This is a genomic window from Algoriphagus chordae (genome assembly GCF_003254055.1).
GTDB classification, from domain to species: domain Bacteria; phylum Bacteroidota; class Bacteroidia; order Cytophagales; family Cyclobacteriaceae; genus Algoriphagus; species Algoriphagus chordae.
The window spans coordinates 112041-136475 of record NZ_QKZT01000003.1 but is presented as its reverse complement, the minus strand read 5'-3'; the positions used below and the strand labels follow the sequence as shown (position 1 = coordinate 136475).

Genomic DNA, 24435 nt, shown 5'->3' with positions numbered 1-24435 from the left:
TAAATTGAATGATCTACTTAGCAGCTTGTGTAGCTGAACAAGAAATCAGGGACATTCAATTTCTAAGCCCAAAAGCGCGCTTCGGATTCTCTTCCAAAAGTAGTTTCCAATCATCTTCATCATATCCCTTGTCATTCAAATCAGGTATCAGTATCTCAAAAATATTAGTAAAAGGCTGAAAATCTCCGCCCATAGGTTTGGCGGGATCGTACCAACCTGCATCATGGGAAATCAGCACCTGATCTAAAAATCCATTTTCCTTGGCAAAAAGTAAGCGAGCGACATATTCGTCCACGCTCCAACCAATCCCATCTAAGCTGATCCAAACGCCCGTCTTAGCAGCTTCTAGGTAATTCTCGAAATCCTCTTCTGCCTGCGCATGTACCCAAACAAACGCGGAAGGATCAATTCCCATTTCCTGTAAAATTTCCACTTCCTGCTTGGCTGTAGCCCAAGTTCCTGTGTGCGAAGCTATTTGCAAACCTGTTTTTTGATGAGTTATTCCAGCAGCTTTGACGAGCTTCGCATCCATATCACGTAGTGGCGATTCTTCGTTTACAGAGATCTTGATGAAGCCAGGTTTGATGCCTGTATCTCCAATTCCATTTTCAAATTCTTCGATCCAGCGATTCGCCTGCTCTTCAGCAGTTTCCTCAAAAGCAAAATCAGGCAAATACTTACCTCCTACTGCACCATAAAACCCAGTGTTAGTGATAAGTTGAATTCCTGATTGCTCACTGAGTTTTCTAAGCAGAACAGGATCCTTTGCCAAATAGGAAGGCGTACAGTCAAAAATCGTTTTCACCCCGTACTTTTTCACCTCCAGTAGATAAGGCAGAACTTTAGCAATCACCTCCTCTTGATCATAACGTGCTGGAGAGACAGAATCCGCACCTATAAAATCCACCAGCATATGCTCATGAATCAGTGTAAGTCCCATGGAATCTATGGGTATTGAGCCAGTCACTGTATTGACATATTGTGAATTTGACTCAGATTCTGAGCAAGAAGTAGTGCATAGAATCGTCAGAAAAGCTAGCAATAGGGATTTTTTCATCTATAATTCTACTTATCTCAACTCATAAAAATAATAGGTCTGCATATCCTTCTCCACAGCGTCGGGATCTTCGCCAGGCTTAGCATTAGAATAGAGAATGTCACGCACTGACATAAGATTAATATCCCAAAAACCTTCCCATAATTTTTTCTCATCCTTGAAAATCTGATAGTAAGTTTTGTTTTTATATTTCTCCGCCATTTCAGTAAATTCAGGACCTCCTATATATTCCTTTGGCAACTTATCCACTTCATCCTGCGGAGCGGCTCCTTCATATATGGTTAAAAGATTTCCATTGGAGAAAGTGAAAGCTTTGTATTGTGAACCAGCTAGCTCTTTCAGGAAGCCATCAAAATTAATATCAGGATCCTGCGGTAAAGTTTGTTTGTAATTATCTCCAGGATTCAGATCCCATGAAGTTTTCAAATTCAATGCAGGAAAATCATACACGTACATTTCAGGTGAATTTGGGAAAAGCACATACATCTCATCCTTTATTATTTTTACTATAGGATCTAAATTGTTGTATAGCCCAGGGTTTACTGCCATTTGAGTTTCTTTCGGAATGAAGCTCGTGTACAACGTATCGAATATATTGATATCTCTAATTCTCATAAATGGATACGCAATACTGAACTCTTCAGATCCAACTATTGTATCAACATCGCCGTCGGTATCAAGCGAGAAAGTATATAAATAATCCCCTGAAGTAAGCGCCGCTCTACTTCCACCACCGGTTCTTGTAATCAACTCAAAATCGACATTTTTAGATTCTATCAGATTAAAATCAAGATCATAAATTGATGCTAGTGCATAGGTCAACACTAAAATGCGATCATTTTTCAAGTAATGAGCGGTAGAAAAATAGCTTGATTTATAACTATCCTTTCCATCTTCACTTCGATTAGCCTTAAGGATTATTTCTCCAGATTTACCTATTCTAAAAAACTCACTCGTTTTAAAATCATAAAATAAATATTCAGAATGATCCTCCTTCACATCTATAAAAGTCAGTTGGGTCAGGTTATCAATCACCAAGCTATCTGCAATCACCAGGTCGGGAACATAGGCATCTGATTGTGTTTCTTGTGTCTTTTCGCTGCAAGCGACTATAGCAGCTAAAAGAAGTAATAAAAAATTCTTCATAGGTTTTGATTTACTAACAATATAACTTCTGCAATTAATATATGATAGAGTAAAGTCGTATTTTCGCTTACCTGCAAAATAGGAAAGTAGCGTTTGACTACTCAACTACGTTTATTAAAGACAACCCAGTTTTAAAATGCGCGAAGTTCCATATATCCTCTTCTTTCTATTAATACTATCTAGTTGCAGCGAAGATGGGCAATTAGAACAAAAGTTTCAGGAAGGCACATTCAGTGGCACATTCCAAAGGGATTTGGGTGACAGTGAAATTGCGAATATTACATTGACATTTGATGGCAATAGATGGAGCGGGTTTGGAGATTATCCAAAATATCCAGCACTTTGCAAAGGCACCTACGCCATAGATGGCAAAAAAATAACTTTTCAGAATGAGTGTCCTTGGACTGCCGAATTTGATTGGACTTTAATTCTTTCAGGGGAATACAAATTGACAAAAACTGGTAGTTCTCTGGAGTTTTCACGAGATTATCGTTCTGCAACTTCTGACAAATATATAGACCTGTACCGATTGATTAAAGATTAGGAGTTATGAAGAAACACTTCAGCGGGAATACTGAAAAAATTTTTGAGCTTTTGAGCCATCTTTAATGTGATTTCACGCTTACCTGACAATACTGCGGAGTCAGCACTTTCCACTTCATATCCATAAGTTGAAATACTTTAAAATTGTAGGGTCAAAATCTATTTTGCTAATTTCTGTTTTATAATATTCTTTACCGCCAGAGTTAGTATCATCACTCACTTTATTAATCCTAGGTAAAAACCGTGTGTGAGAACACTCAGAACGTCAGAGGTTTATTACCCCCAAAAAAATTTTGACGAAAGTAATATGGTCACATAATTAGCTGATTTAAGCTAAATCTTAATGTCTGTGAATTGATTCACAATTCCATTAGATTTAAACTTCCATTTGAGTGCTCTGTGTCAGTTATGATAAATCTCTGCCTTTAGAATCAACCTAATAAAACCTATCCTATAGCTATGAAAAAGTATGTTTTACACCTGCTTGTAATTTTTTCATTTTCATGTAATTCAGATACAAGCGAGAATTTTGTCATCGATAAAGATTCATCATACAGATCCATTTACATCAGTCACAATTCCGATGAATTGGTAAAATGGGCTGCAAATGACCTTGCCGAAGACTTAGAATTCATACTCGGCACAGAGATTACTATTAGCTATACTGATAAATTCAATCCTGATGACAAAGGAATTTATATCGGGAAATTTGATGATCCATTAATTGAAACTTTACCCGAAAACCTCAATAGTACTTTAAGCGGTGAATGGGAAAAATTCCTTATCAATAAGCATGAGGAAAACCTCTTTATCGTGGGCAGCGACATTAGAGGCACTGTTTATGGAATCTTTGAACTAGCTGAGCAAATCGGTATATCTCCTTGGAAATGGTGGGCAGATGTTCATCCTGAGAAAAGTGAAGAGATCGAAGTAAAATTGCCTGTTGATGGAATTGAAGCTGGTCCTTCCGTGCAATACAGAGGGATATTTTTGAATGATGAAGATTGGGGATTACAACCTTGGGCGGCAAAAACCTTCGAACCAGAGACTGGTGATATTGGCCCCAAAACTTACGAGAAAATCTTTCAATTGCTGCTTCGCCTAAAGGCTAATACCATATGGCCTGCCATGCATCCATCCACCAAGGCGTTTTTTAGCATTCCAGGAAATCGGGAAATGGCGGAGAAGTATCACATTTCCATAGGTACCTCACATGCTGAACCCATGCTCCGAAACAATGTGGATGAGTGGGATGAGGAAGCCTATGGTGATTTCAATTATTTCACCAACAGTGAAAACGTCAAGCAGTATTGGCAGGAGCGAATCACAGAAGCCAAAAATGGGAACAACATTATTAGTATGGGCATGCGGGGAATCCATGATTCGGGAATGCAAGGAAATGCTACTCAAAAAGAGCGAGTTGAACTATTAGAACAAATTTTTCAGGATCAGCGGAGTATTTTGTCAAATACAATCGACAAACCTATCGAAGAAATCCCTCAGGCATTTACAATCTACAAGGAAGTATTGGATCTGTACAATGATGGCTTACAAGTCCCAGAAGACATTACCTTGGTATGGACAGATGACAATTATGGCTACATCCGCAGGTTAAGCGATGAGCAGGAACAGGCCAGAAAAGGTGGCAGCGGAGTATATTATCATTTGAGTTATTGGGGTAGACCTCATGACCATCTTTGGCTCTCTACCACACAGCCAGGATTGATCTGGTATGAAATGACCAGAGCCTATCAAAACGGAGCCAAAAAACTATGGATTGCCAACGTAGGAGATATTAAGCCTGCTGAATACGATATAGAGTTTTTCCTCGACCTAGCCTGGGACATCAATAGCATCTCTGAAACCACCATAGATTCCCATTTGGAGGCATGGAGCCGCCGGGAATTTGGAGAAGAACAAGGAGAAGAAATTGCCAAGGTGTTTGCCGAATATTACCGATTGGCTTTTTTGCGCAAACCCGAATATATGGGATGGAGCCAAACAGAGCCGATCACCCCAACAAGAATAACTGAGTTTAACTCCAATGAAGCAAATCACAGACTAGAAGCTTATGCTAAGTTGGTTGAAAAAGTAAATGCGATAAAACCTTCCCTTTCCAAAGAGCGTCTTGACGCCTATTTCCAACTGGTAGAATACCCGATAAAAGGAGCAGCGCTCATGAATGAGAAATTTCTTCTTGCTCAGGAATCTTATCTCAGCACAAGTCCTGAACAAAAGATGAAACTCACTAAGCAATCGCAGCAAGCTTATAAGGACATTGTAGCGCTTACTGAAGAATATAACCTAAAAATCAGCAATGGTAAGTGGAATGAAATGATGTCTATGCATCCTCGAGATCTTCCTGTTTTCTCAATGCCAAGCTATCACCAGACAGATGAGAAGCCTGTAGAAAAACATGCCGATGGAAATTCTACTCTTTCTACGCCTATATTTATCCAAGGGAATGAATATGCAGAAGCCCAAGGTACAGCAAATTACCAATGGAAAGCAGTGGAAGGATTAGGTTACAGCAATGCCGCTGTCACGCTATTTCCTTTTGCAAACCAGCTGTTTGAATCAGAAAATCCATTCTTGGAATATCAATTCGATCTTCAAAACCCAGGAAAGTATGTACTAGAACTGCGATTCTTACCTACGCATTCAAATAATTTTGATCAAAAGATATGGATCTCAATTGATGATCAGGAGCCCCATGAATTCTCTTTGAATACTCAGGGAAGATCAGAGGAATGGAAGGAAAATGTACTAAGGAATTTTGTAAAGGTGACTCACCCTATTCTCATTGATAAATCCGGGAAACACAGCCTGAAAATATCAGTCAATCAAACAGGGATTGTTCTAGATCAACTTGCCGTAAGTTCAGAGAATCAAGAGCAATTCTATGAAATAGTTAAATGAAGGTAGGACTTGGAAGGACTGAATAGCCCCAACTCCGCCCAAGTGAGTGTCTTCACTCGCTTGAATAACATTAATAAGAAATGCCGTGAGTGACGACACTCACGGCGGCAAAGTAAAGTCTGTCATGGTAGTTGATTTGGAAAATTCACTGCAGAAGAAAGCTCAGCCAAACCCTGCGATCCTCCGCGCTTTCTCCGCGTCCTTTGTGGCTAAAAACCTTCTTTTCCATTCGTGTGACACAAACGGCGGCACAAAAAAACCGAGCCTCTCAGCCCGGTTTCAATGTTGGTTTTCGTTTTCTTCGTTACTTTTCAAGACTGATGTACTGCATGAATTCGTTTCTTGATTGCTCGTCTTTTTCGAATTTCCCTGAATAAAAAGATGTCACCGTAGAACTCTGCGTGTCCTTCACTCCTCTGGAGCTCACGCACATATGATAGGCATCGATGATTACCGCCACATCGTCTGTTCCAAGCGCTTCTTTCAGTTCATTCCCAATCTGCATAGTCAATCTCTCCTGCACCTGCGGGCGCTGTGAGAAATACTGCACGATTCGGTTGATTTTGGATAGTCCGATTACGTTTCCGTTGGAAATGTATGCCACATGGGCTTTCCCGTAAATCGGCACGAAATGATGTTCGCAGTGAGAATGCACAGTGATGTCCTTCTCTACCAGCATCTCGTTGTACTTGTATTTATTTTCAAAAAGCTTTGCGACAGGCTTATTCTTCGGGTTCAACCCAGAGAATACTTCCTTCACATACATCTTTGCTACACGATGCGGAGTGCCTTTGAGACTATCATCTGTGAGATCAAGCCCCATGATGTTCATGATTTCTCTGAAATGCTTCTCGATCAACTCGACTTTCAGGTCGTCATCCATTTCAAAAGCATCCTCGCGAAGAGGAGTCTCCAAGGAAGTTCCTACGTGTTCTTCACCGATTTCCTCGAATGAAGCGCGGGCGATTTTAATTCCCATCGTATTCAACAAAGTTTCTTTCTGTTTCATAAAGTCGAATCGTTAACTCGAATTTTCGATCAATTTTTTCCCTCAAAATATTCCAAATAACCACTGCAATGTTCTCAGCGCTTGGGTTAAGTTCTTTGAATTCATCGGTATCCAAGTTTAAATTTTTGTGATCTAATTTTCTCAGCACATGCTCCTTGATCAAGTCAGAGAGTACTTTCATATCATAAACATAGCCTGTTCGAGGATCTACTTCCCCTCTCAGCTTCACGACCAATTCATAGTTGTGACCATGAAAATGAGGATTATTGCACTTTCCAAATACGGCTTGATTCTGTTCATCTGACCAGTCAGGATTATGAAGACGGTGTGCCGCGTTGAAATGTTCTTTTCTATAAACTGATACTTTCATGGAATGCTGAAACAGCCTCTTTTCTGTTTTTGTTTGAATTATTTCTCCTTATCTCTGTTAGCCTATATGAAGTATCCTGAGAGACAGAGGAATAATTTTGGGAAGGCAAAATTACAGAATAATAATTGGTTCCAAAATCATAACAGAAACTCATCAAGCCAAGAACCCTCAAATAGACTAAGATGGTTCCCGAGATATTTTCACAACTTTTATGACCAAAATCATAAGAGACTGACTTCAAGTTCGTTTGAACTGATAGGATATACTCCTAACTTTGCACAATCACCCAAATGCTTATGCTTTCACAGACTCTTGCGATTACCTTCCTATTGTTCATAGGAATTTTCCCCAATCCAGATTTTAAAGATAACAACCCAACTTATATCAGTTCTATTGATCCAATCTCAGTGATATACGATGGATTACATACTGAAAACGGAGTTCTTCCTTCTAAGGAGGTCTTTACTATGGCTATCCAAGGTTGGTACAAAATGAAGGAAAATCTTAAATCTAAAGTCTTAACTGTAATTGATTTCAGTCTCCCTTCTACTGCCAAGCGTATGTGGATTATAGATCCTGAAAAAGGCCAAGTGCTGTTAAATTCAGTGGTTTCTCACGGTAGAAACTCTGGTGATTTGATGGCAAAGACGTTTTCAAATGTTCCAGAATCTTTCAAAAGTAGCTTGGGATTCTATAAAACAGCAGAAACCTATTCTGGAAAACACGGTTATTCTCTTCGACTGGATGGTTTGGAAAAAGGCTTTAACGATCTGGCTAGAGACCGCGCAATCGTGATTCATGGAGCAGATTATGCTCGTGAAGAATTCGCAAAGTCAGTAGGAAGACTTGGCCGAAGCTTAGGCTGTCCAGCACTTCCAAGTGAGCTTTCCGCTCAAGCGATTGACCTGATCAAGGACGGATCTTTATTGTTCATCTTTGGAAAAGACGACAATTACTTAGCTAAATCAAGCCTGATCAAGGCTTGATTTTTTGCTTCTAAGTGCTTTCAGCAACGCCTGATCTCTTTGGTAGACATCAGATCGGAAATTAGCTTTCCCATCCTTATCTGCCCAGAATGTCATATAAACCAGCACCACAGGTATTTTTCTATCCAACTCCACCACCTTTTCATTTTCTTGATTCATCGCTTCTTGGATTTTTTCATCATCCCAAGACTTATCATCTAGTAAGATTTTGGCAAATTGATCTGGATTCTGAATTCGGATACAGCCATGACTTAGCGCTCTTGTTTCCCGATTAAAAAGACTTCTAGCAGGTGTATCGTGGATATAAATATTGTATTCATTTGGGAACATAAATTTCACCAAACCCAAGGAATTGTCTCCACCTGGCTTTTGTCTAACCCTATATCCTTCTTTTTTTGATAGATTGACTTTGGATGTTTTCACCACTTCTCCATTTCCGTCTACAACTTCCATGTTTTTCTGAGAGAGATAGTCTGGATTCTTCTGAACAGATGGGATAATCTCATCATTCGTAATCGACTCAGGGATATTCCAATAAGGGCTAAAAACGATGTAACTCATAGGTGCTGTGAAAGTCGGGGACTCATTATATTCCTTACCCACGATCACCTTTGCCGTAAATGCAGTATCCGATTTATTCATGTAGTCTAACTGATAGTTGGCGATATTCACTAGAACCATCTCCTGATCCCAATCCATCTTTGGCATCCAGCGAAGTCGTTCCATATTGATAGATGCGATATCTATAAGATTTTGTGGAGAATTATTAAGGGATTCGGCTACTAAGGAACCAATCACCCCATCAGGATTCATACCATTGGACTCCTGATATTTCTGTAACCCTGCAAACATGGTAGAGTCAAAAAGCGTAGGTTCTTCCATCTCGTAAGGTTTTAGCACATCCCAAAAGATCAGACGCTTTCGCAAAGCGGGAATAGCCGCATGCTTCTCTCCTACTTTGATCGCACCATCTACCTGAGCAAAATCCCAAGTCAGCGTACCATTTTCTTGAATTTCATACAGTTCCTCAATCGCTTCTCTACCCTGTGCATACAAATCCGAACTTGGATATAAACTTGCGAAAGTCTTCTCTACAGAACTTCCCTTGGCAATGCCCTGAAGTAATGCTGTGTAATTTACCTCGGATTCCTTCTCTTCAAACTTCCAATTAGGATCTAGGCTTGAAGGATTCACTTTTCCTTTTTCCAAGTCATGGGCTAAGTTGAAAAAGGCATCAGTAAGTAATAGCTCCAGGCCGACTTTCTCATCTGAGGAAAGGTTTTTGAATTTCTTGTTTTTCTTTTCTGGATCAGTAGATAAGGCATAAATCTCATCGAGATTATAATCCTCAGGCAGCAAGCCGTCATATTTCGAATTCTCAATCTGTTCGAGCAATTCCTCACCAGCATTGGAAACTTTCCCGTTGAAAAGCCAAATTTCCAAAAAGTCTCTATCTGCATAAAAACTTTGTATTTCCTCGAAATAAGCAGACTGGGCTAAAACAGCAGATTGTTCGCTACTTAGATTTGTCTTTAATTCATCTGAAATATCAGATCTACGCTGATTGAAAAACCAAATCAATCCTACCACTAGGACTAAAACTGCTGCAATCGGGATAATTATCTTTTTGTTCATAAAAGGCGTTTTGTATCACCCTATACTAGTCAAAGTTCGTACGCTTAAATGTTTGAAAAAATAAAACCCTGCAACTTCATTTTATCCCATTAGCAATCAATGCATTAAGATATCCTGAAATTGCAGGGTGCAAAAATCAATTATATTATCACTGAGTCTGGATTTGCCCAATCTGGGAAATCCAGACTCAGAATTTTACTTATTCAAGGCCACCAACACTGACACATCGCGGTCATAAATATCTTCGCGGAAATGCCCTTGTCCGTTAGAATCTGCCCAGAATGTCAGATAAACTAACACAACAGGAATTGGTTTATCCAATTTCACGACCTGCTCATGATCCTGTCCCATTGCCGATTCGATTCGATCCATGGTCCAGCTTGGGTCATCTCGCAAAAGCGCTTTGGCAAAATCCTGAGGATTCTGGATTCTTATGCAACCGTGACTTCTCGAGCGATCATCACTTTCAAAAAGTGAACGCGCATTGGTATCGTGTATATAGACATTGTGCTTGTTTGGGAACATAAACTTGACCTCACCAAGTGAATTGTGAGGTCCAGGTTTCTGTCTCACCATATAAGGAAATGACTTGGCATTCCAATCGATGCTGGCCGGATTAACGACTTTCCCAGAACTCGTCACCACTTCCATATTGCGAGAAGCAATGTAATTAGGGTTTTTTCTCGCGCTCGGAATTACCTCGGCATGGGTGATAGAATAAGGAATATTCCAATACGGACTGAAAACGATATAGCTCATCTCTGCCATGAAAATTGGCGACTCATGGTATTTTCTTCCAACGATGACCCGCTCTGTGAGCAGCGTGTCCAGATTTTTCAAATAGTCCAACTGATAGTTGGCGATATTCACTAATATAAATTCAGCTTTCTTGACGGTATCAGGAAGCCATCTTAGACGCTCCATATTTACTCTAGCCTTTTCGACCTTCCTACTTGGAGAGTCATTCATGGCAGCAGCGGTCATTTTCCCAATGATCCCATCATTGTCCATTCCGTGAGCAGCTTGAAAACTCTTCACGCCGATCATCATAGTGGAGTCATACAGCTTAGGCTGCTCAAGTTCATAGGTTTCCAAAAAGCCCCAATACTGAAGTCTAGAACGAAGGATAGGAATACTACTATCCTGATCACCAGCCCGCAGAGCCTTTGAAACATTAATTTTTTTCCAATTAAGGGTATCTTCAGCTTCTACTTCCACCAGAGCTCTAAGTACCTCTCTACCCTTCTTGTAGATACTGAATTTAGGATAAAGTGACTCCAAGCTTTGGCGGATTTCGCGCTTGTTGATTGCTTCCAATAGCAAATCCTGATAATTCACCAATTGATCTTTTCGAGAAATTTCCCATTCTTCATCTATTTTGGAAGGATCCACTTTTCCTCTTTCTAGGTGGCTCGCCAAATAAAAAAACGCATCGCTCAACAACATGTCCACGTCAGCAAGATCACCTGGATCATTAGCTTCCTTAGCCAATTTATTCGCTTCGAACTTGCTAAATAGGAGCTCAATCATATCCAGGTTGTAGTCCTTGGGATTTAATCCATCAAACTGTGTTTGTTTGATTTCAAATCTCATTTCATAGGCCAGCTCTGACAAAACCCCATCCCTGGACCAGACTTCTTCAAAATAGCGTGATGTGTAAAAATTCACGATCTCGTCCGTAGTTAGCAAAGATGTGCCTCGAATATTTATTTTCTCACCAGGACTATCGGTTTCGATACGAAACCTGATCAATTCTGAAGTTTTGGTGGTGTCGATCGTAAAAGCCTCCACAGTACTCCCTGCCAAAAACAGAATAAGAAAGTACAAAAACTGTTTGTTTTTCATGGTCTAATTAGTTGTTAACATCAAAACCCTGGTACTTTCTTCCCAGCTCCCAAGCTTCCTTGAGCATCTCTAAGAATTGTCCCATTTTGTGAAGAGGGATCAAATTTGGCCCATCGCTCAGTGCTACAGATGGGTCTGGATGAGTCTCAATAAAGAATCCATCAATTCCAGTTGCCGCTGCTGCTCTAGCTAGAATTGGCGCGAATTCACGTTGACCTCCACTAGTTCCGCCTTGACCTCCTGGCTGCTGCACAGAATGCGTGATATCAAAAACTACTGGTGCAAACTGGCGCATAATCGGCAAACCTCTCATATCTACCACCAAATTGTGGTAACCCAAAGAAAAACCTCTTTCTGTCAAACAGACATTCTGATTTCCTGTAGACCTCACTTTGGTCACTGCGTATTGCATGTCCTCAGGAGCCATAAATTGGCCACGCTTGATCTTGACAGCTTTTCCACTTTCGCCTGCGGCTAAAAGCAAATCCGTCTGCCGACATAAAAACGCAGGGATCTGCAACACATCTACTACTTCCGCAACATCCTTCACCTGATAGCTTTCATGGATATCTGTAACCAAGGGAACATTCAATGCATTACCTACGCGCTGTAGAACTTCCAATGATTTGTCCATTCCGATGCTTCGAAAAGATCCTGAGGAAGTTCGATTGGCTTTATCAAAGGAAGCTTTAAACACATATGAAAATCCATGCTGATCGGCCCATTCCTTGACTTTTGTCCCTATTTCCAGACAGATATCATAGCTTTCTACAGCGCATGGGCCAGAGAATAATACAGGTTTATCTTCTCCTAAAATCACCGAATCTGTGATACGCATAGCTTGGTTATTTCTTATCATTTTCCTTTTGGGATAAAGTATCAATTAATGGGACAAGTTGTTTCTTGGCATGAAGAAGTAAATCTCCAACTTCTCTAAAAACGCCTTCTCCGCCTTTAAATCTAGACACATAATGAGCGATAGGCTTCACGTATTCCACCGCATCGGCAGACACTACTGCCAGACCTACACGAGCCAAAATCGGGAGATCAATCAAATCATCTCCGATGTAAGCAACTTCATCAGTTTGGTGTTCAAGGGTTTCTAAGACTTCGTTAAACTTCTTACCCTTGTTTTTTACGCCATGGTAATGAAAATCAAACTTGAGTTCCTCACAGCGATTTTGCACCACGAAGGATTCTCTACCGGTGATTGCTCCTACCATCAAGCCGCTTTTTCGCAAGTGATAAACTATTAAGCCATCCTTTACATTGAATTTTTTGAATTCCAGCTTATTATCATCGTAGATAATTCCGCCGTCAGTCATCACTCCATCTATATCTGTGATGATGAGTTTTATATTGGCTGCTCTTTCCCACACCTCATCCGAAACGTGGGCGAAGTAATCAGCTACTATTTTTTCTGTTTCCATTGAATTGAATAAAGGTCGAGCCTTCTTTGCTCGAGATTTCGTACACTTCCTGCTTTTCGCTGCTTGGTCAAAAGATCCAAATCCACATCGGCCACGATGATTGTTTCTTCATTTTCTGAAGCCATCGCCACTACCGCATCATGAGGAAAAGAGAAATCTGAAGGAGAATAAATCGCAGCCTGAGAATACTGAATATCCATATTCTCCACTTTCGGCAGGTTACCCACCGAACCAGTAATCGCTACATAACATTCATTTTCGATCGCTCGAGATTTGGCGCAGGTATTTACTCTGAGGAATGCATTCTTAGTATCTGTCCAAAACGGCACAAATAAAATGTCCATTTCTTGCTCCGCGAGAATTCTTCCCAGTTCTGGGAATTCCACATCATAGCAGATCAAAATACCTATTCTTCCCGCATCAGTTTCGAATACATTGATACCATTTCCACCCTGAAGTCCCCAGTAAGATGCCTCATCAGGAGTAATGTGAAGTTTATATTGCTTGTCCTGCGTACCATCTCTTCGGCAGAGGTAACTCACATTTCTCAGCTTTTTTCCATCATACTCAGGCATGGAACCCGCGACGATGTTCACGTTATAAGAAACCGCCAGATCGCTCATGCGGCTAATAATTTCGTCTGTATAATCTGCGAGATTTCGGATTGCTTCAGAAGCATCCATATCATTGAATTCTGCCAGAAGCGGTGCGTTGAAAAATTCGGGAAGTAGGCAGAAATCTGATTTGTAACCAGAAACTGTATCCACGAAGAACTCCACTTGCTGCATCAGATCATCCACATTGGAGAATCGACGCATCTTCCACTGCACCAATCCGAGGCGGATAATTGACTTTTTATTTCCTATTAGTTTCTCGTCCTTTTCGTAGTAGATATTGATCCACTCGAGAAGTGTTGCATAAGCCCGGGAATCAGTATCTGAAGGTAAATACTTAGTAATCACCTTTCTTACGTGAAATTCATTAGCCAACTGGAAAGACAAGACTGAGTCAAAAATCTCTTTGTTTTTGACTAAATCGATATATTTCCTTGGAGTCATCTCCTCCGCGTAATTTGTATAACCGGGAATTCTGCCACCTGCGATGATGGAGCGAAGATTTAAATTTTCACAAATTTCCTTACGCACATCATACAACCTTCTGCCAAGTCGCATGCCACGGTACTCCGTATGCACAAACACATCCGTGCCATACAAGGTATCCCCTTCCATGTCATGTGTGTCGAATTTGCCAAAGCCAGTGATCTGATCATAGGTATGATTGTCCCCGAATTTATTGTAATCGACCACCAAACTCATCGCTGCCGCTACTACTTTGCCGTTGTCTTCGATCCCAATCTGACCTTCAGGAAAAGCTTTTATTTGGTTTTTGAACTCTTCTTTGGTCCAGACTCCACTTTCATTTTTATAAATAGAAACCATTATCTCACGGATATCATCATAATCCGAGAGTTTTATATTTCTAAGCTTAAGCCTGTGCTCTAGCTCTTCCTTTTGCTTGCTCATACTCCAAAATTAGCCAAATTCAATTAATTATTTCTAAAGACTGCTTCCTTACCAAAAGAAACAGAACAATCCATAAAATAGCATGTTGTGATAGAATTATATTACATTAAAAGGTAATTCTGAATAGCTTTAGAATTGAATGAAGAATAGAAAGCACCAACTAAATGCAGCAGCAAATAAAAGAAGTAGCTGAAGAGAAGGCCCAGGGCTTTATCGAATGGATACAGGAAATATTCAATTACAGCCTAGTCAACCTAGGAGACTCTAAGCTCACGGTAGGCTTGATCCTCACCTTGATCATCTCATTTATAGTCCTATTCATCGTAACCGAGTGGGTTCGAAGATTGCTGGTTCACAAGGTTTTGACACGATATCAGATCGACTCAGGCACCAGATCCTCCATCGGGATGATAGTCAAGTACGTGCTGATTTTGGCCGGTGTATTTTCTATCCTCCAAACAAACGGAGTAGATCTGAGTGCCTTCGGGATACTAGCCGGAGCACTTGGTGTGGGTATTGGTTTTGGTCTACAAAACATCACCAACAACTTTATTTCTGGGCTGATTATCCTTTTTGAACAGCCAATAAAAGTGGGAGATCGCATCGAAGTGGGCGACGTATCTGGAGATGTAATCCGAATTTCAGCTCGATCTACCACTATCGTCACCAATGACAACATTACGATCATTGTCCCAAACAGTCAATTTATTGACAGTCCTGTAATCAACTGGTCTCATAATGACAGAAATATTCGCTTCAATTTTCCAGTTGGAGTAGCATATAAGGAAGATCCAGAAAAGGTAAAAAGTATCCTTATAGCAGCCGCAAAAGAAAACAATGGTGTACTGAATACTCCTGCTCCAGATGTGCTTTTCGATAGCTACGGAGACAATAGCATCAACTTCATCCTTCGTGTCTGGTCATCTGAATATATCAACCGCCCAAAAGTGTTGAAAAGCCAATTATATTATGCGATCTTCAAAAAATTTGGTGAGGAAGGCATTGAGATTCCATTCCCACAACGCGATCTTCATCTCAGGTCAGGATTTGAAAAGTTAGAAAATTAGTCTAATTTTCAGCGCCCATCCAAGTTCTGGAACACTATAGCGAAGGCTTCTATGAAAAAAACACTCTTCGTTTTATTTTTTCTCTCATCTTCACTGGCCTATTCCCAGAGTTTCTATCCATACCGTTTTGAGGAGCCCTGGTCCATATCCGCCACAGCGGGTGCCTCGCAGTATTTCGGAGAATTGTACAATTTCTGGAAATACTCAGAAGGAATACAGCCGAATTGGAATGTAAACATTAATGCTAATTACACTTTCGGTACAAACCTTAAAGCACGAGCACAATTCAGCTATTACAAAATATCTGGATCAGATGCTCCTTCAGATCCTCGTGCAGAAAGAATTCCGCGAAACTTAGATTTCCAGTCAACTAATTGGGAGATGTTAGGAATGGTGGAGTACTACTTATTTCCAGTAAAGAAATATGCCATAAGTCGTGCATTCTGGAATCCATACATTTTCGCGGGGTTGGGAATATCTTCTAACAATCCCAAAACTCAACTGGATGGAGAATGGGTTGAGTTACGTCCGCTACAACTGGAAAACAACCCCTACGAGAAATATGTAGTGGTTTTCCCAATGGGCTTAGGGCTAAAATACAAGCTCAATGTATATATGGATTTGATAATTGAGGGGAATTACAGATTCACTATGACTGACTATCTAGACGATATTTCAGCATATAACATCTCAGAATTTTACCTTGATTTGGTGGATGACTACGTCACTGGCAACAACCCTGATCGTCTTCGCTTGGCTGTTCGAAATCCTGATTTCATGGACAGTAATGGCATGCCAGACGTAGATAAAATTCTTGAAAATGGAGGAAGAATTCGCCGTGGTTCAGGCTTAGACAATCGCTATGATGGCTATATGTCGGTCAATGTTGGTGTGGAAATCTACCTTTCAAAGGTACTTTGGGACTACTACAAATAACTAAGGCTCATAGCTAGCAAAGTATGATGCCCTATGTCAAACCACAGGACATCTTAAAATTCTCCCCTACTCAGATTTTAAAGTCTCCGCTGGATTCACCAAAGCCGCTTTAATCGCTTGTGAACTTACAGTAAGCAGCGCTATCAAAAGCGTCAAACCTCCTGTCCATAGGAATACGGTCCAATTTATAGTTGTCCTATATGCGAAGGTCTCCAGCCAGTCAGACATAAAGTACCAGGTGGTAGGTATGCCGATGATCACTGAAATTAGCACCAACTTGGTGAATTCCGAAGATATCAATCCTACCACACTGCTTATAGAAGCTCCCATTACTTTTCGTACAGAGATCTCCTTCCTTCTTCGCTCAGCGATAAAGGTGGCCAAGCCAAAAAGTCCCATGCAAGATATCATCACTGCTAAACCTGTAAAGAGAGAAGTTAGCTTGGCAGTACGCTTCTGAGAACTGAATTTCTGTGCGTGTTCCTCATCCACGAACTTGTAGTCAAAAGGAGAGTCAGGATTAAACTTATTGAAAACAGTCTCCACACTTGCCAGAGAATTCACATAATCTCCTCCCTGAGCAAATCGAATATGGATGAAATTCAAGTTACGTTTCGGCCCCATCACCACGATCGGGACAGCATTGTCAAAAGGCGAATCCATAATGAAATCTTTGACCACTCCTACTACAGTAAACTTCAATTCATCATCTTCAATCACCTGTCCGATAGGGTCCCTGAAACCCATTACTGCCACGGTTTTCTCATTGATTATCGCTGCTAGACTATCACTTGGGAAGTTATAAATATCAATATCCCTTCCCGATAGCAACTCCATCCCAGCTGTTTGTACCAAATCGGCATCAGTCCCCATCCGACTAATATTGGTTTTGAATTCAGGGTCTTTTCCCTGCCAATTCATCGCATCTGTATCACTATAGATTTCTGTCAAAGGCGAAAAAGTGTAGCTTACTGATTTGACTTCTGGGAGTGCTAGCAGTTCATTTCGAAGTGCTGCTTTATTCTCCCTCATATTCTCGGTTACAGTATGAAAAATCAAATTATCCTTATCTATCCCCAAATCCCTATTCTGCACAAATTTCATCTGGTCTTGCACTATCCACACACTCGAAATCAAGGTTACAACTACGGCAAATTGAAATACAACCAAGACTTCACGAGGCTTTAAACCAAAGCTCTTTTTGCCATTCATCTTGGACTTGAACACCACTGCTGGCTTGTAGGAACTCAATAAAAACGCAGGATAACTTCCAGCCAGAATCCCTGTCACAAAGATATAAGCCACAGAAATCCCCCAGAAGAAAGGCTGGGTAAATGGATTCTCCAAGTCCTGCCCAACCAAATCTTTAAACCATGAAAAAGACAGAGAAACAATGACAATGGCTAGAATATAAGCCGTAAGAGCAATCAAAATAGATTCAGCCAAGAACTGACCAATCAACATTCCCTTTCCTGCTCCAGAGATTTTTCTGATGCCTACTTCTTTGGACCGCTTATCACTTTGTGCAGTACTCAGATTCACAAAATTGATAGCAGCAATCAACAAAACAATGATAGAAACTATCCCAAACATCTTGATCAGTTCTATTTTACCACCTACAGATTTCCCATTTTCAAACTTTGCATACAGATGCAAATCCTTGATAGGAAATAGAAAATCTGAGACATCTTTCATTTCAGAATTCTTGGCAGTGAAGTCATTAAACTTCTGAGTAAATCCTGCAAGATCAGTCCCCTCATTTAGCATGGTAAAAGTGCGGTAAGAATTATTCCCCCAGTAATCATCTGCCCAGCCCATTGCTTCCAACTTCTTAAAAGGTAAAAATACCGTAAAGGGGAAATCAGTGTTATTTGGCAAATCTTTAATCACAGCCTTCACCTCAAAATCCATTTGCTTTTCTACCGTGACGGATTTCCCCATTGCAGAGGACTCGCCGAAGAGTTTTTTGGCTACAGACTCAGTCAATATTATATTCCCTGGTTCAGTCAAAGCAGCTATAGGATCACCTTCCAATGCTTCGAAACTAAACATCTCAAAAAATCCGGGATCAGTAAAAGTAGCTTCTTCGTAAAAACTCTTCTCACCTACAGTCAGGAGTTGTTGATCCCACTCTGTGATCCTAGCTACCTCCGCCACTTCAGGAAACTGTTCCTTCAGAGCAGCGGCATAGGGTGCAGGGGTGTAATCCCATGTAAAAATCTCCCCTTGCATTTCAGCATTTCTCCAGTTGGCATACACCCGGTCTGAATTCTCGTGAAAACGGTCAACAGATAGCTCGAATTGTACCCAGATCAGTATTAAGATCGAGGCAGCCATCCCAATTCCCAGTCCGGCAATATTGATTAATGCATATCCCTTACTTCTAGTGATATTTCTCCAGGCGATTTTTAGGTAGTTTTTCCACATAATTCCTAATTCATTAATTATTCAAAAGTTCTGGCACTTCAATATTCAGCATTCGTCATTCAACAATCGCTATTCATTGTATTCGTCATTGCGAAGGGCATTACGACAATTCATTTCTATTAGACACTTGCCCTGAAGCAATCTGTGCCTTAATGGGGATTGCTTCGTACCTCGCAATGACGAAATCCCAAACCTGACATCGTCATTGCGAGCGAGGTACAAGCGAAGCAATCTCTTTTGGAGCAATAATTAGATTGATTCCACAATCAGATTGCCGCATTCTCCCGAGCTATCTGGACATCGTTCGCAATGACGTTACTCACTTTTCAAACTATCCACCGGATTAGCATAGGCTGATTTTAGCGTTTGCGCACCAACTGTGACCATGGCTATCGTCAATATAAATAGTAATGGAATCGCAAATAACTGCCAACCAATAGTCACCTGAGAAGCGTAATTCCCAAGCCAAGTCTGAATAAAGTAATAGGAAATTGGAATGGCGATCAAGCCTGAGGTCGCTACAATTCCCATAAAGCCTTTGGACAAAATCCAGACAAGGGAAGGTTTGGAAGCTCCCAATACCGTGCGAACACCAATCTCCTTAGTTCGCAGCTGCACCATATAGGCTGACAATCCAAATAGCCCCAATCCTGCAATTAAAATAGACAATAAGGTGAAGAGCAAGACCGTTTTTGCAAACTGCTGTTCTTGCTGATACTGGGCATTGTAGGTATCATTGAGAAAGTAGTAATCGTAACTAGACTCAGGATAGACCTTATTCCATATTTCTTCCAAGCCTGCAACTGCCATTTTAGAATCCGAAGTGTTCAGTTTTACAATGATATTGTCAGGAATATTGCCTCTATAGATAATCAGGGGCATGTAAGCTTCCTTTGGAGAGCGCTGATGAAAGTTTTTGAAAACACCCTGAATTTCAGATGGTTTTGAACTTCTGTAAAAAGTTATGATCTCTCCTACAGCTTCTTCAGGAGTAGCATATCCCAAATTTTCCATTGCCGTTTCACTGATCAAAATTCGCTCGAAAGGTGTTTCTGGCTCCAAATTTTCACCAGCCAAAAGCTCTATTCCCATTACTTCTGGGTAGTTTTCCTTGACTCCATAATGATAATAAGTAAAGCCTCCAGTGCTTTCATCCTCTCCCAGTTTTCTGACACCTGAAGATGAGCTCAGGTCCTTAACTTCAGAGCCTGGAACTGAGTTTGCCAGAGTCAGGCCTTCTACCCAAGAGTTTTGCAAAGCCTGAGATTCAAATGCCGATATTAGGCTTTGACGAAGAGAGTCTGGAACATTTTGAGGAGATCGGACGACCAGCGTATTGTCAATTTCCACTCCCAGATCCTGCGAGTTCAAAAATTGCATTTGCTTGAAAACTGCCATGGTCACACAGAGCAAAACTACCGAAGCGATAAACTGCACATAGACAAGCCCTTTTCTCAGCGCAACACCCTTGGCAGTATTAGAGAATTTTCCTTTCAAAACCGAAATCGGATTGAAGCCAGAAAGTACCATAGCCGGATAAAAACCAGAAACCAAGGTACCGAAAAGTACCACGCCCAATAGCAAAGCAAATAGTCTCATTTCACCAAAATGGGCAATACTCAAATCCAGCTTGGTAAAGGATTTGAAGTATGGTAAGAGCACTATAAATATCAGAATAGCGACAAGCCCAGAAATCAAATTCGTCAAGAATGCCTCAGTGAAAAATTGGAACACCAATTGACTTTTGGTAGAACCTATCGTCTTTCTGATCCCCACCTCTTTTGCCCGGTCCATCGCCTTTGCGGTAGAAAGATTGACGTAATTGATCCAAGCCAACACCAGAATCAAAATACCTATTACCAACATAAAGTTGACCGTTTGAGCAGAACCATTTACCTCAGGCTCATAGGTTTTATTGGAGTACAAGTGAATATCCTCCATAGGCTCTGCTAGCACTATTTCACTTTCCATCTGTACATTGTCCTCCGAGTACTTCACCAGTTTTTGATTGAAATCAGCCAGGTCCACCCCGTCATTCATCAGGAGAAAAGTATACTCATTATTGGCATTCCAAAGGTTTTCTTTGTACCAACCTTGAACAATCGGTAGTGTGGTATGAGATACTAGCAAATCATATTTTATATGTGTATTCTGAGGTGAATCCCGCATCACACCTACCACTTCTAGCGGCGTTGGATCATATGGAAAACTGAGCATCTCTCCCACTACATTTGATTTCCCGAAATATTTCTCTGCAGTCGACTCAGAAATAATCACTTTGAAAGGCTCCGAAAACTTAGAGATCGCCTGATCCTCGATCAATTCAAAAGTGAAGATATCCAGTATTGACTCATCTGCGAGATAGACTCTGGATTCATAACTTTTCACATTGGTAGATGGCGCCTTAAACTCAATCGGCTCCATTGGGAACATCCGTACATAATCCAGCACTTCAGGCATTTGATCCTTCAGTTCCTGACCTATCAGCTGATAGGTTTGCGCGTCATTCAGGACAAACTCATTTCCATTATAGATATCTAGGGAGATACGGTAAATATTCTCTGCTTTGGCATGCACATCCTCGTAACTCCTTTCATAATTCACGTAAAACAAAATCATCAAGGTTGAGACGATCCCTACTCCCAATCCCGCAATATGAATCGCCGTCGAAGTCTTATTTCTCAATAAGTTTCTAAACGCCAGTTTGATATATGTTTTGATCATGTTTTTTATAATTGAAAGATTCATTATTATGGTCATCCGCTTCTGAATGCGAAGAAAGTACGAACGAAGCAATCTGCGGAACAAAAGGGATTGCTTCGTGCCTCGCAATGACGTAAACATGCCGTCATTGCGAGTGAGGAACGAGCAAAGCAATCTCTTTCACTTTCACTAACAGATTGCTTCAGTCCTCCGTCATTCGCATTGACGAAAAGCCCATTTATCTCATTTATACAACCTTACTTCTCGTCTATTTACCCCAACTTACAACTTACAACTAAGAACCCTTATACATACTCCGAGCTTACCGACTACCTGCAACTGATCACTGCGGCTGTTAATTGATCACTGCCCCCCCCCTATTCGCTCTTCAACGCCTTCACCGGATTTGCTCTAATACTCTTATATGTCTGAAAGAAGATCGTAGCCAATGCCAATCCAAAGCAAGCCACAATCGCCGCCACAATTACCCAAATTTCTATCCCTGTTTTATAGGCAAAACTCTCCAACCAGTTCTGCATAAATACCATCGCCAGTGGTACTGCGAACAACATAGAAATCAAAATCAATTTGAAATAGGAAGCTGAAAGCATCATAAATATCTCAGGCATGGTAGCTCCGAAGACTTTGCGGATTCCGATCTCCTTGTTTCTCAACTCTGTAGTATAAGCCGTCAAGCCGAACAAGCCCAAACAAGCAATCAAAATCGAAATACCTGTTAACACTTGAAGCAGGTTTGCCATTTTCATCTCAGACTCATACACTCTGCCGAAATCCTCATCCAAGAAGCTATAATTCATCGGAACTCTAGGCTCAAATTGCTTCCAAGCCAATTCCATCTCATCCAGTCCTGCCTCGATATTTCCACCTTGGATTTTCACAGAAATATAATCTCGAAGGAAGTAATCGTGCATGTATTCGATCACCAGTGGCTTGATTTCATTTCGAAAGGATTCAAATATAAAGTCCTCCACCAGCCCTATCACTTCTAGAGTAGCCTCATCCTTTTCCCCTTCATTTTTGACGATCAACTGACCGATGGCATCATCCAAGATCCCCAGATGCTTAGCTGCAGTCTCATTGATAACCACCTTGTTTTGATCGGCTCCAGAGATCTCCGAAAAGTTTCGCCCGGCTAGCAGTTTAAATTGGTAGGTATCCAAATAGGAAGCATCCCCTTCATACCAGTTCATTCCATCCTTCAGATCACTGGTCGGGAGGTTAAAGGTGCGTATCTGAAATTTGCCTGACATGGGGATTCCGGTGGAAAAACTCAGTGATTGCACATTAGTACTGGATGCAAAATGCCCTTTGAAATCTTCACGTTGTGAGTTTTGAATTTCTCCATCATTATGAATAATTACTAACTGATCCCGCTCAAACCCAGGATCTGAATTCTGGATAAAGCTCATCTGCCGCTGAACCAGCAGGGTGCAGATGATCAAAGTAAGTGAGGTAGCAAACTGAAAGACAACCAGCCCATTTCTGAAACTATGGCTGTTTTTCCCTACAGATAATTGCTTTGTGATGATCTGTAGCGGCTTGAAAGAAGAAAGGTAAAAAGCCGGATAAAAGCCAGAAAGAAGAGTCAGTAGGACGACCAAGGCTGGAATCATCCAAAGAATCATAGTATTATCCAGAAGATTAAATTGGATGTTTTTGCCAGTTAGCTGATTAAAAAACCCATTGGAAAGGGAGACCAACACCAAGGAAAGCAGCACGCTAATAAGAACTAGAATCAACGCCTCAATAAGAAACTGGTAAATCAATTGGGATTTCTGAGAGCCCATCACTTTGCGTACGCCCACTTCCATGGAGCGAAGCCCAGCTTTGGCTGTCGCCAAATTCATGAAATTGATACAAGCCAATAGCAGTACAAAAGCCGCGACTAAGGAAAAAATATAAATATAACTCTGGTAGCTATTTGCCTCATGTTCCCGAAGCAAATGAGAGTTTAGGTGAATATCCTGCACGGGCATAACTTTCAGATTGTATGTGCCGCTCTCATCTCCAGCATCCAATGTGGAATTGGCATAGGTAGCAACCATCTGATCTAGCTTTGCGGCAACCACCTGCTGCTTTTCCTTTGGGAATTTGGCATAGGTATGAAGGATAGACCAAGACCAGTTTTCCGAATCAAAAATCTCTGCATTCATCCCTGGCTCATACACCAGCATCTCAAAATGAAAATGCGACTGCGCAGGAATATCCTCCACCACGGCAGCTATTTGCTTGGGGTCTGGATTGTTACTGCCCATCAAAATGGTCTTGCCAATCATCTCTCCTGGGGAGATATCACCAAAATATTTATGCCCCAAACTTTCGGTGACAACTACATTTCTTGAGTCAACGAGCGCGTTCTCCTTATTTCCAGCTAACAAATTGAGATTAAAAACTTCAAAGAAATTGGGTTCGGCATAGAAGACTTTTTCCTCTCGGAAAACCTGATCCTTATTATTCCCAGAAGCTGGTTGTATGGTGAAATCATTCCATTTCAGCACTCGGGTGACTGCCTCCACTTCTGGGATATCCGATTTGATTCTTGGACCCACTGAAGGTGCTACCGTGGCATTTCCTCCATTTATATTATCTCCCCAATAGGAAGAAATCCTAAAAACTGACTCTGAATCTGGGTAAAAACGATCGTAGTTTACCTCGTCCTGAATGAAAATCATTATCATCAAAAAACCAGAAATACCCATCGTCAGCCCCAGCACATTGAGCACTGTGTAAAGTCTGTTTTTCTTCAGGACTCTCCAGCCGATTTTAAGGTAATTTTTCCACATGGTTTGATTAGTTCTTAGATTATGATTGTTTTCAA

At 40.9% G+C, this 24435-nt stretch carries 17 protein-coding genes; 5 read left to right on the top strand and 12 right to left on the bottom strand.

Annotated features, from left to right (window positions below; genetic code table 11):
- Positions 1–55: 55 nt before the first annotated feature.
- Positions 56–1057: a phosphotriesterase family protein gene (locus tag LV85_RS04265; protein ID WP_111316949.1), complete on the bottom strand. Its 1002-nt coding sequence runs from the start codon at positions 1055–1057 to the stop codon at positions 56–58.
- A 12-nt stretch (positions 1058–1069) separates the two neighbouring features.
- The gene (locus LV85_RS04260; protein WP_111316948.1) at positions 1070–2203 is read right to left on the bottom strand and encodes a hypothetical protein; all 1134 of its coding nucleotides are present in this window, start codon (positions 2201–2203) and stop codon (positions 1070–1072) included.
- A 136-nt stretch (positions 2204–2339) separates the two neighbouring features.
- Here LV85_RS04260 and LV85_RS04255 point away from each other — a divergent pair, with 136 nt between their 5' ends.
- Positions 2340–2747, top strand: a complete 408-nt coding sequence (locus LV85_RS04255; RefSeq protein ID WP_111316947.1) for a hypothetical protein — start codon at positions 2340–2342, stop codon at positions 2745–2747.
- Between the two features lie 458 nt (positions 2748–3205).
- Positions 3206–5665, top strand: coding sequence for a glycosyl hydrolase 115 family protein (locus LV85_RS04250; RefSeq protein WP_111316946.1), 2460 nt, complete (start codon positions 3206–3208; stop codon positions 5663–5665).
- 304 nt (positions 5666–5969) lie between these two features.
- Here the strand turns inward: LV85_RS04250 and folE are convergent, their stop codons facing one another.
- Positions 5970–6674, bottom strand: coding sequence for a GTP cyclohydrolase I FolE (gene folE, locus LV85_RS04245; RefSeq protein WP_111316945.1), 705 nt, complete (start codon positions 6672–6674; stop codon positions 5970–5972).
- Positions 6634–7044 (bottom strand): 6-pyruvoyl trahydropterin synthase family protein, encoded by a 411-nt coding sequence (locus LV85_RS04240; protein WP_111316944.1) that lies wholly within the window; start codon positions 7042–7044, stop codon positions 6634–6636. Before LV85_RS04240 ends, folE begins: the two co-directional genes overlap by 41 nt.
- A gap of 296 nt (positions 7045–7340) precedes the next feature.
- Here LV85_RS04240 and LV85_RS04235 point away from each other — a divergent pair, with 296 nt between their 5' ends.
- Positions 7341–8030: a murein L,D-transpeptidase catalytic domain family protein gene (locus LV85_RS04235; RefSeq protein WP_111316943.1), complete on the top strand. Its 690-nt coding sequence runs from the start codon at positions 7341–7343 to the stop codon at positions 8028–8030.
- Here the strand turns inward: LV85_RS04235 and LV85_RS04230 are convergent.
- The 5 genes from LV85_RS04230 to LV85_RS04210 all read right to left on the bottom strand — a co-directional run bounded on the left by LV85_RS04230 (position 8010) and on the right by LV85_RS04210 (position 14463).
- The gene (locus tag LV85_RS04230) at positions 8010–9665 is read right to left on the bottom strand and encodes a L,D-transpeptidase family protein (RefSeq protein WP_111316942.1); all 1656 of its coding nucleotides are present in this window, start codon (positions 9663–9665) and stop codon (positions 8010–8012) included. The two genes, LV85_RS04235 and LV85_RS04230, sit on opposite strands and share 21 nt — an antisense overlap.
- Positions 9666–9860: 195 nt before the next feature.
- Positions 9861–11510, bottom strand: a complete 1650-nt coding sequence (locus LV85_RS04225; RefSeq protein WP_111316941.1) for a L,D-transpeptidase family protein — start codon at positions 11508–11510, stop codon at positions 9861–9863.
- Positions 11511–11517: 7 nt separating this feature from the next.
- On the bottom strand, positions 11518–12369 hold the full coding sequence (kdsA, locus tag LV85_RS04220; protein WP_111316940.1) for a 3-deoxy-8-phosphooctulonate synthase: 852 nt from the start codon (positions 12367–12369) through the stop codon (positions 11518–11520).
- Positions 12356–12940, bottom strand: a complete 585-nt coding sequence (locus LV85_RS04215) for a KdsC family phosphatase (protein WP_111316939.1) — start codon at positions 12938–12940, stop codon at positions 12356–12358. Before LV85_RS04215 ends, kdsA begins: the two co-directional genes overlap by 14 nt.
- Complete coding sequence (locus LV85_RS04210) at positions 12922–14463, bottom strand: carbon-nitrogen hydrolase family protein (protein WP_111316938.1); 1542 nt, start codon at positions 14461–14463, stop codon at positions 12922–12924. Before LV85_RS04210 ends, LV85_RS04215 begins: the two co-directional genes overlap by 19 nt.
- Positions 14464–14627: 164 nt before the next feature.
- Between LV85_RS04210 and LV85_RS04205 the strand changes: the two genes are divergently transcribed.
- Both LV85_RS04205 and LV85_RS04200 read left to right on the top strand, forming a co-directional pair.
- Positions 14628–15530: a mechanosensitive ion channel family protein gene (locus tag LV85_RS04205; protein WP_111316937.1), complete on the top strand. Its 903-nt coding sequence runs from the start codon at positions 14628–14630 to the stop codon at positions 15528–15530.
- Between the two features lie 51 nt (positions 15531–15581).
- Positions 15582–16466, top strand: a complete 885-nt coding sequence (locus LV85_RS04200; RefSeq protein WP_111316936.1) for a DUF6089 family protein — start codon at positions 15582–15584, stop codon at positions 16464–16466.
- A 66-nt stretch (positions 16467–16532) separates the two neighbouring features.
- On the opposite strand, the gene LV85_RS04195 is transcribed toward LV85_RS04200, so the two are convergent.
- The 3 genes from LV85_RS04195 to LV85_RS04185 form a co-directional block, all read right to left on the bottom strand.
- Positions 16533–18893: an ABC transporter permease gene (locus LV85_RS04195; protein WP_111316935.1), complete on the bottom strand. Its 2361-nt coding sequence runs from the start codon at positions 18891–18893 to the stop codon at positions 16533–16535.
- A 315-nt stretch (positions 18894–19208) separates the two neighbouring features.
- Positions 19209–21617 (bottom strand): ABC transporter permease, encoded by a 2409-nt coding sequence (locus LV85_RS04190; RefSeq protein WP_158531136.1) that lies wholly within the window; start codon positions 21615–21617, stop codon positions 19209–19211.
- A gap of 356 nt (positions 21618–21973) precedes the next feature.
- Positions 21974–24400: an ABC transporter permease gene (locus tag LV85_RS04185; RefSeq protein WP_111316933.1), complete on the bottom strand. Its 2427-nt coding sequence runs from the start codon at positions 24398–24400 to the stop codon at positions 21974–21976.
- Between the last annotated feature and the right edge of the window lie 35 nt (positions 24401–24435).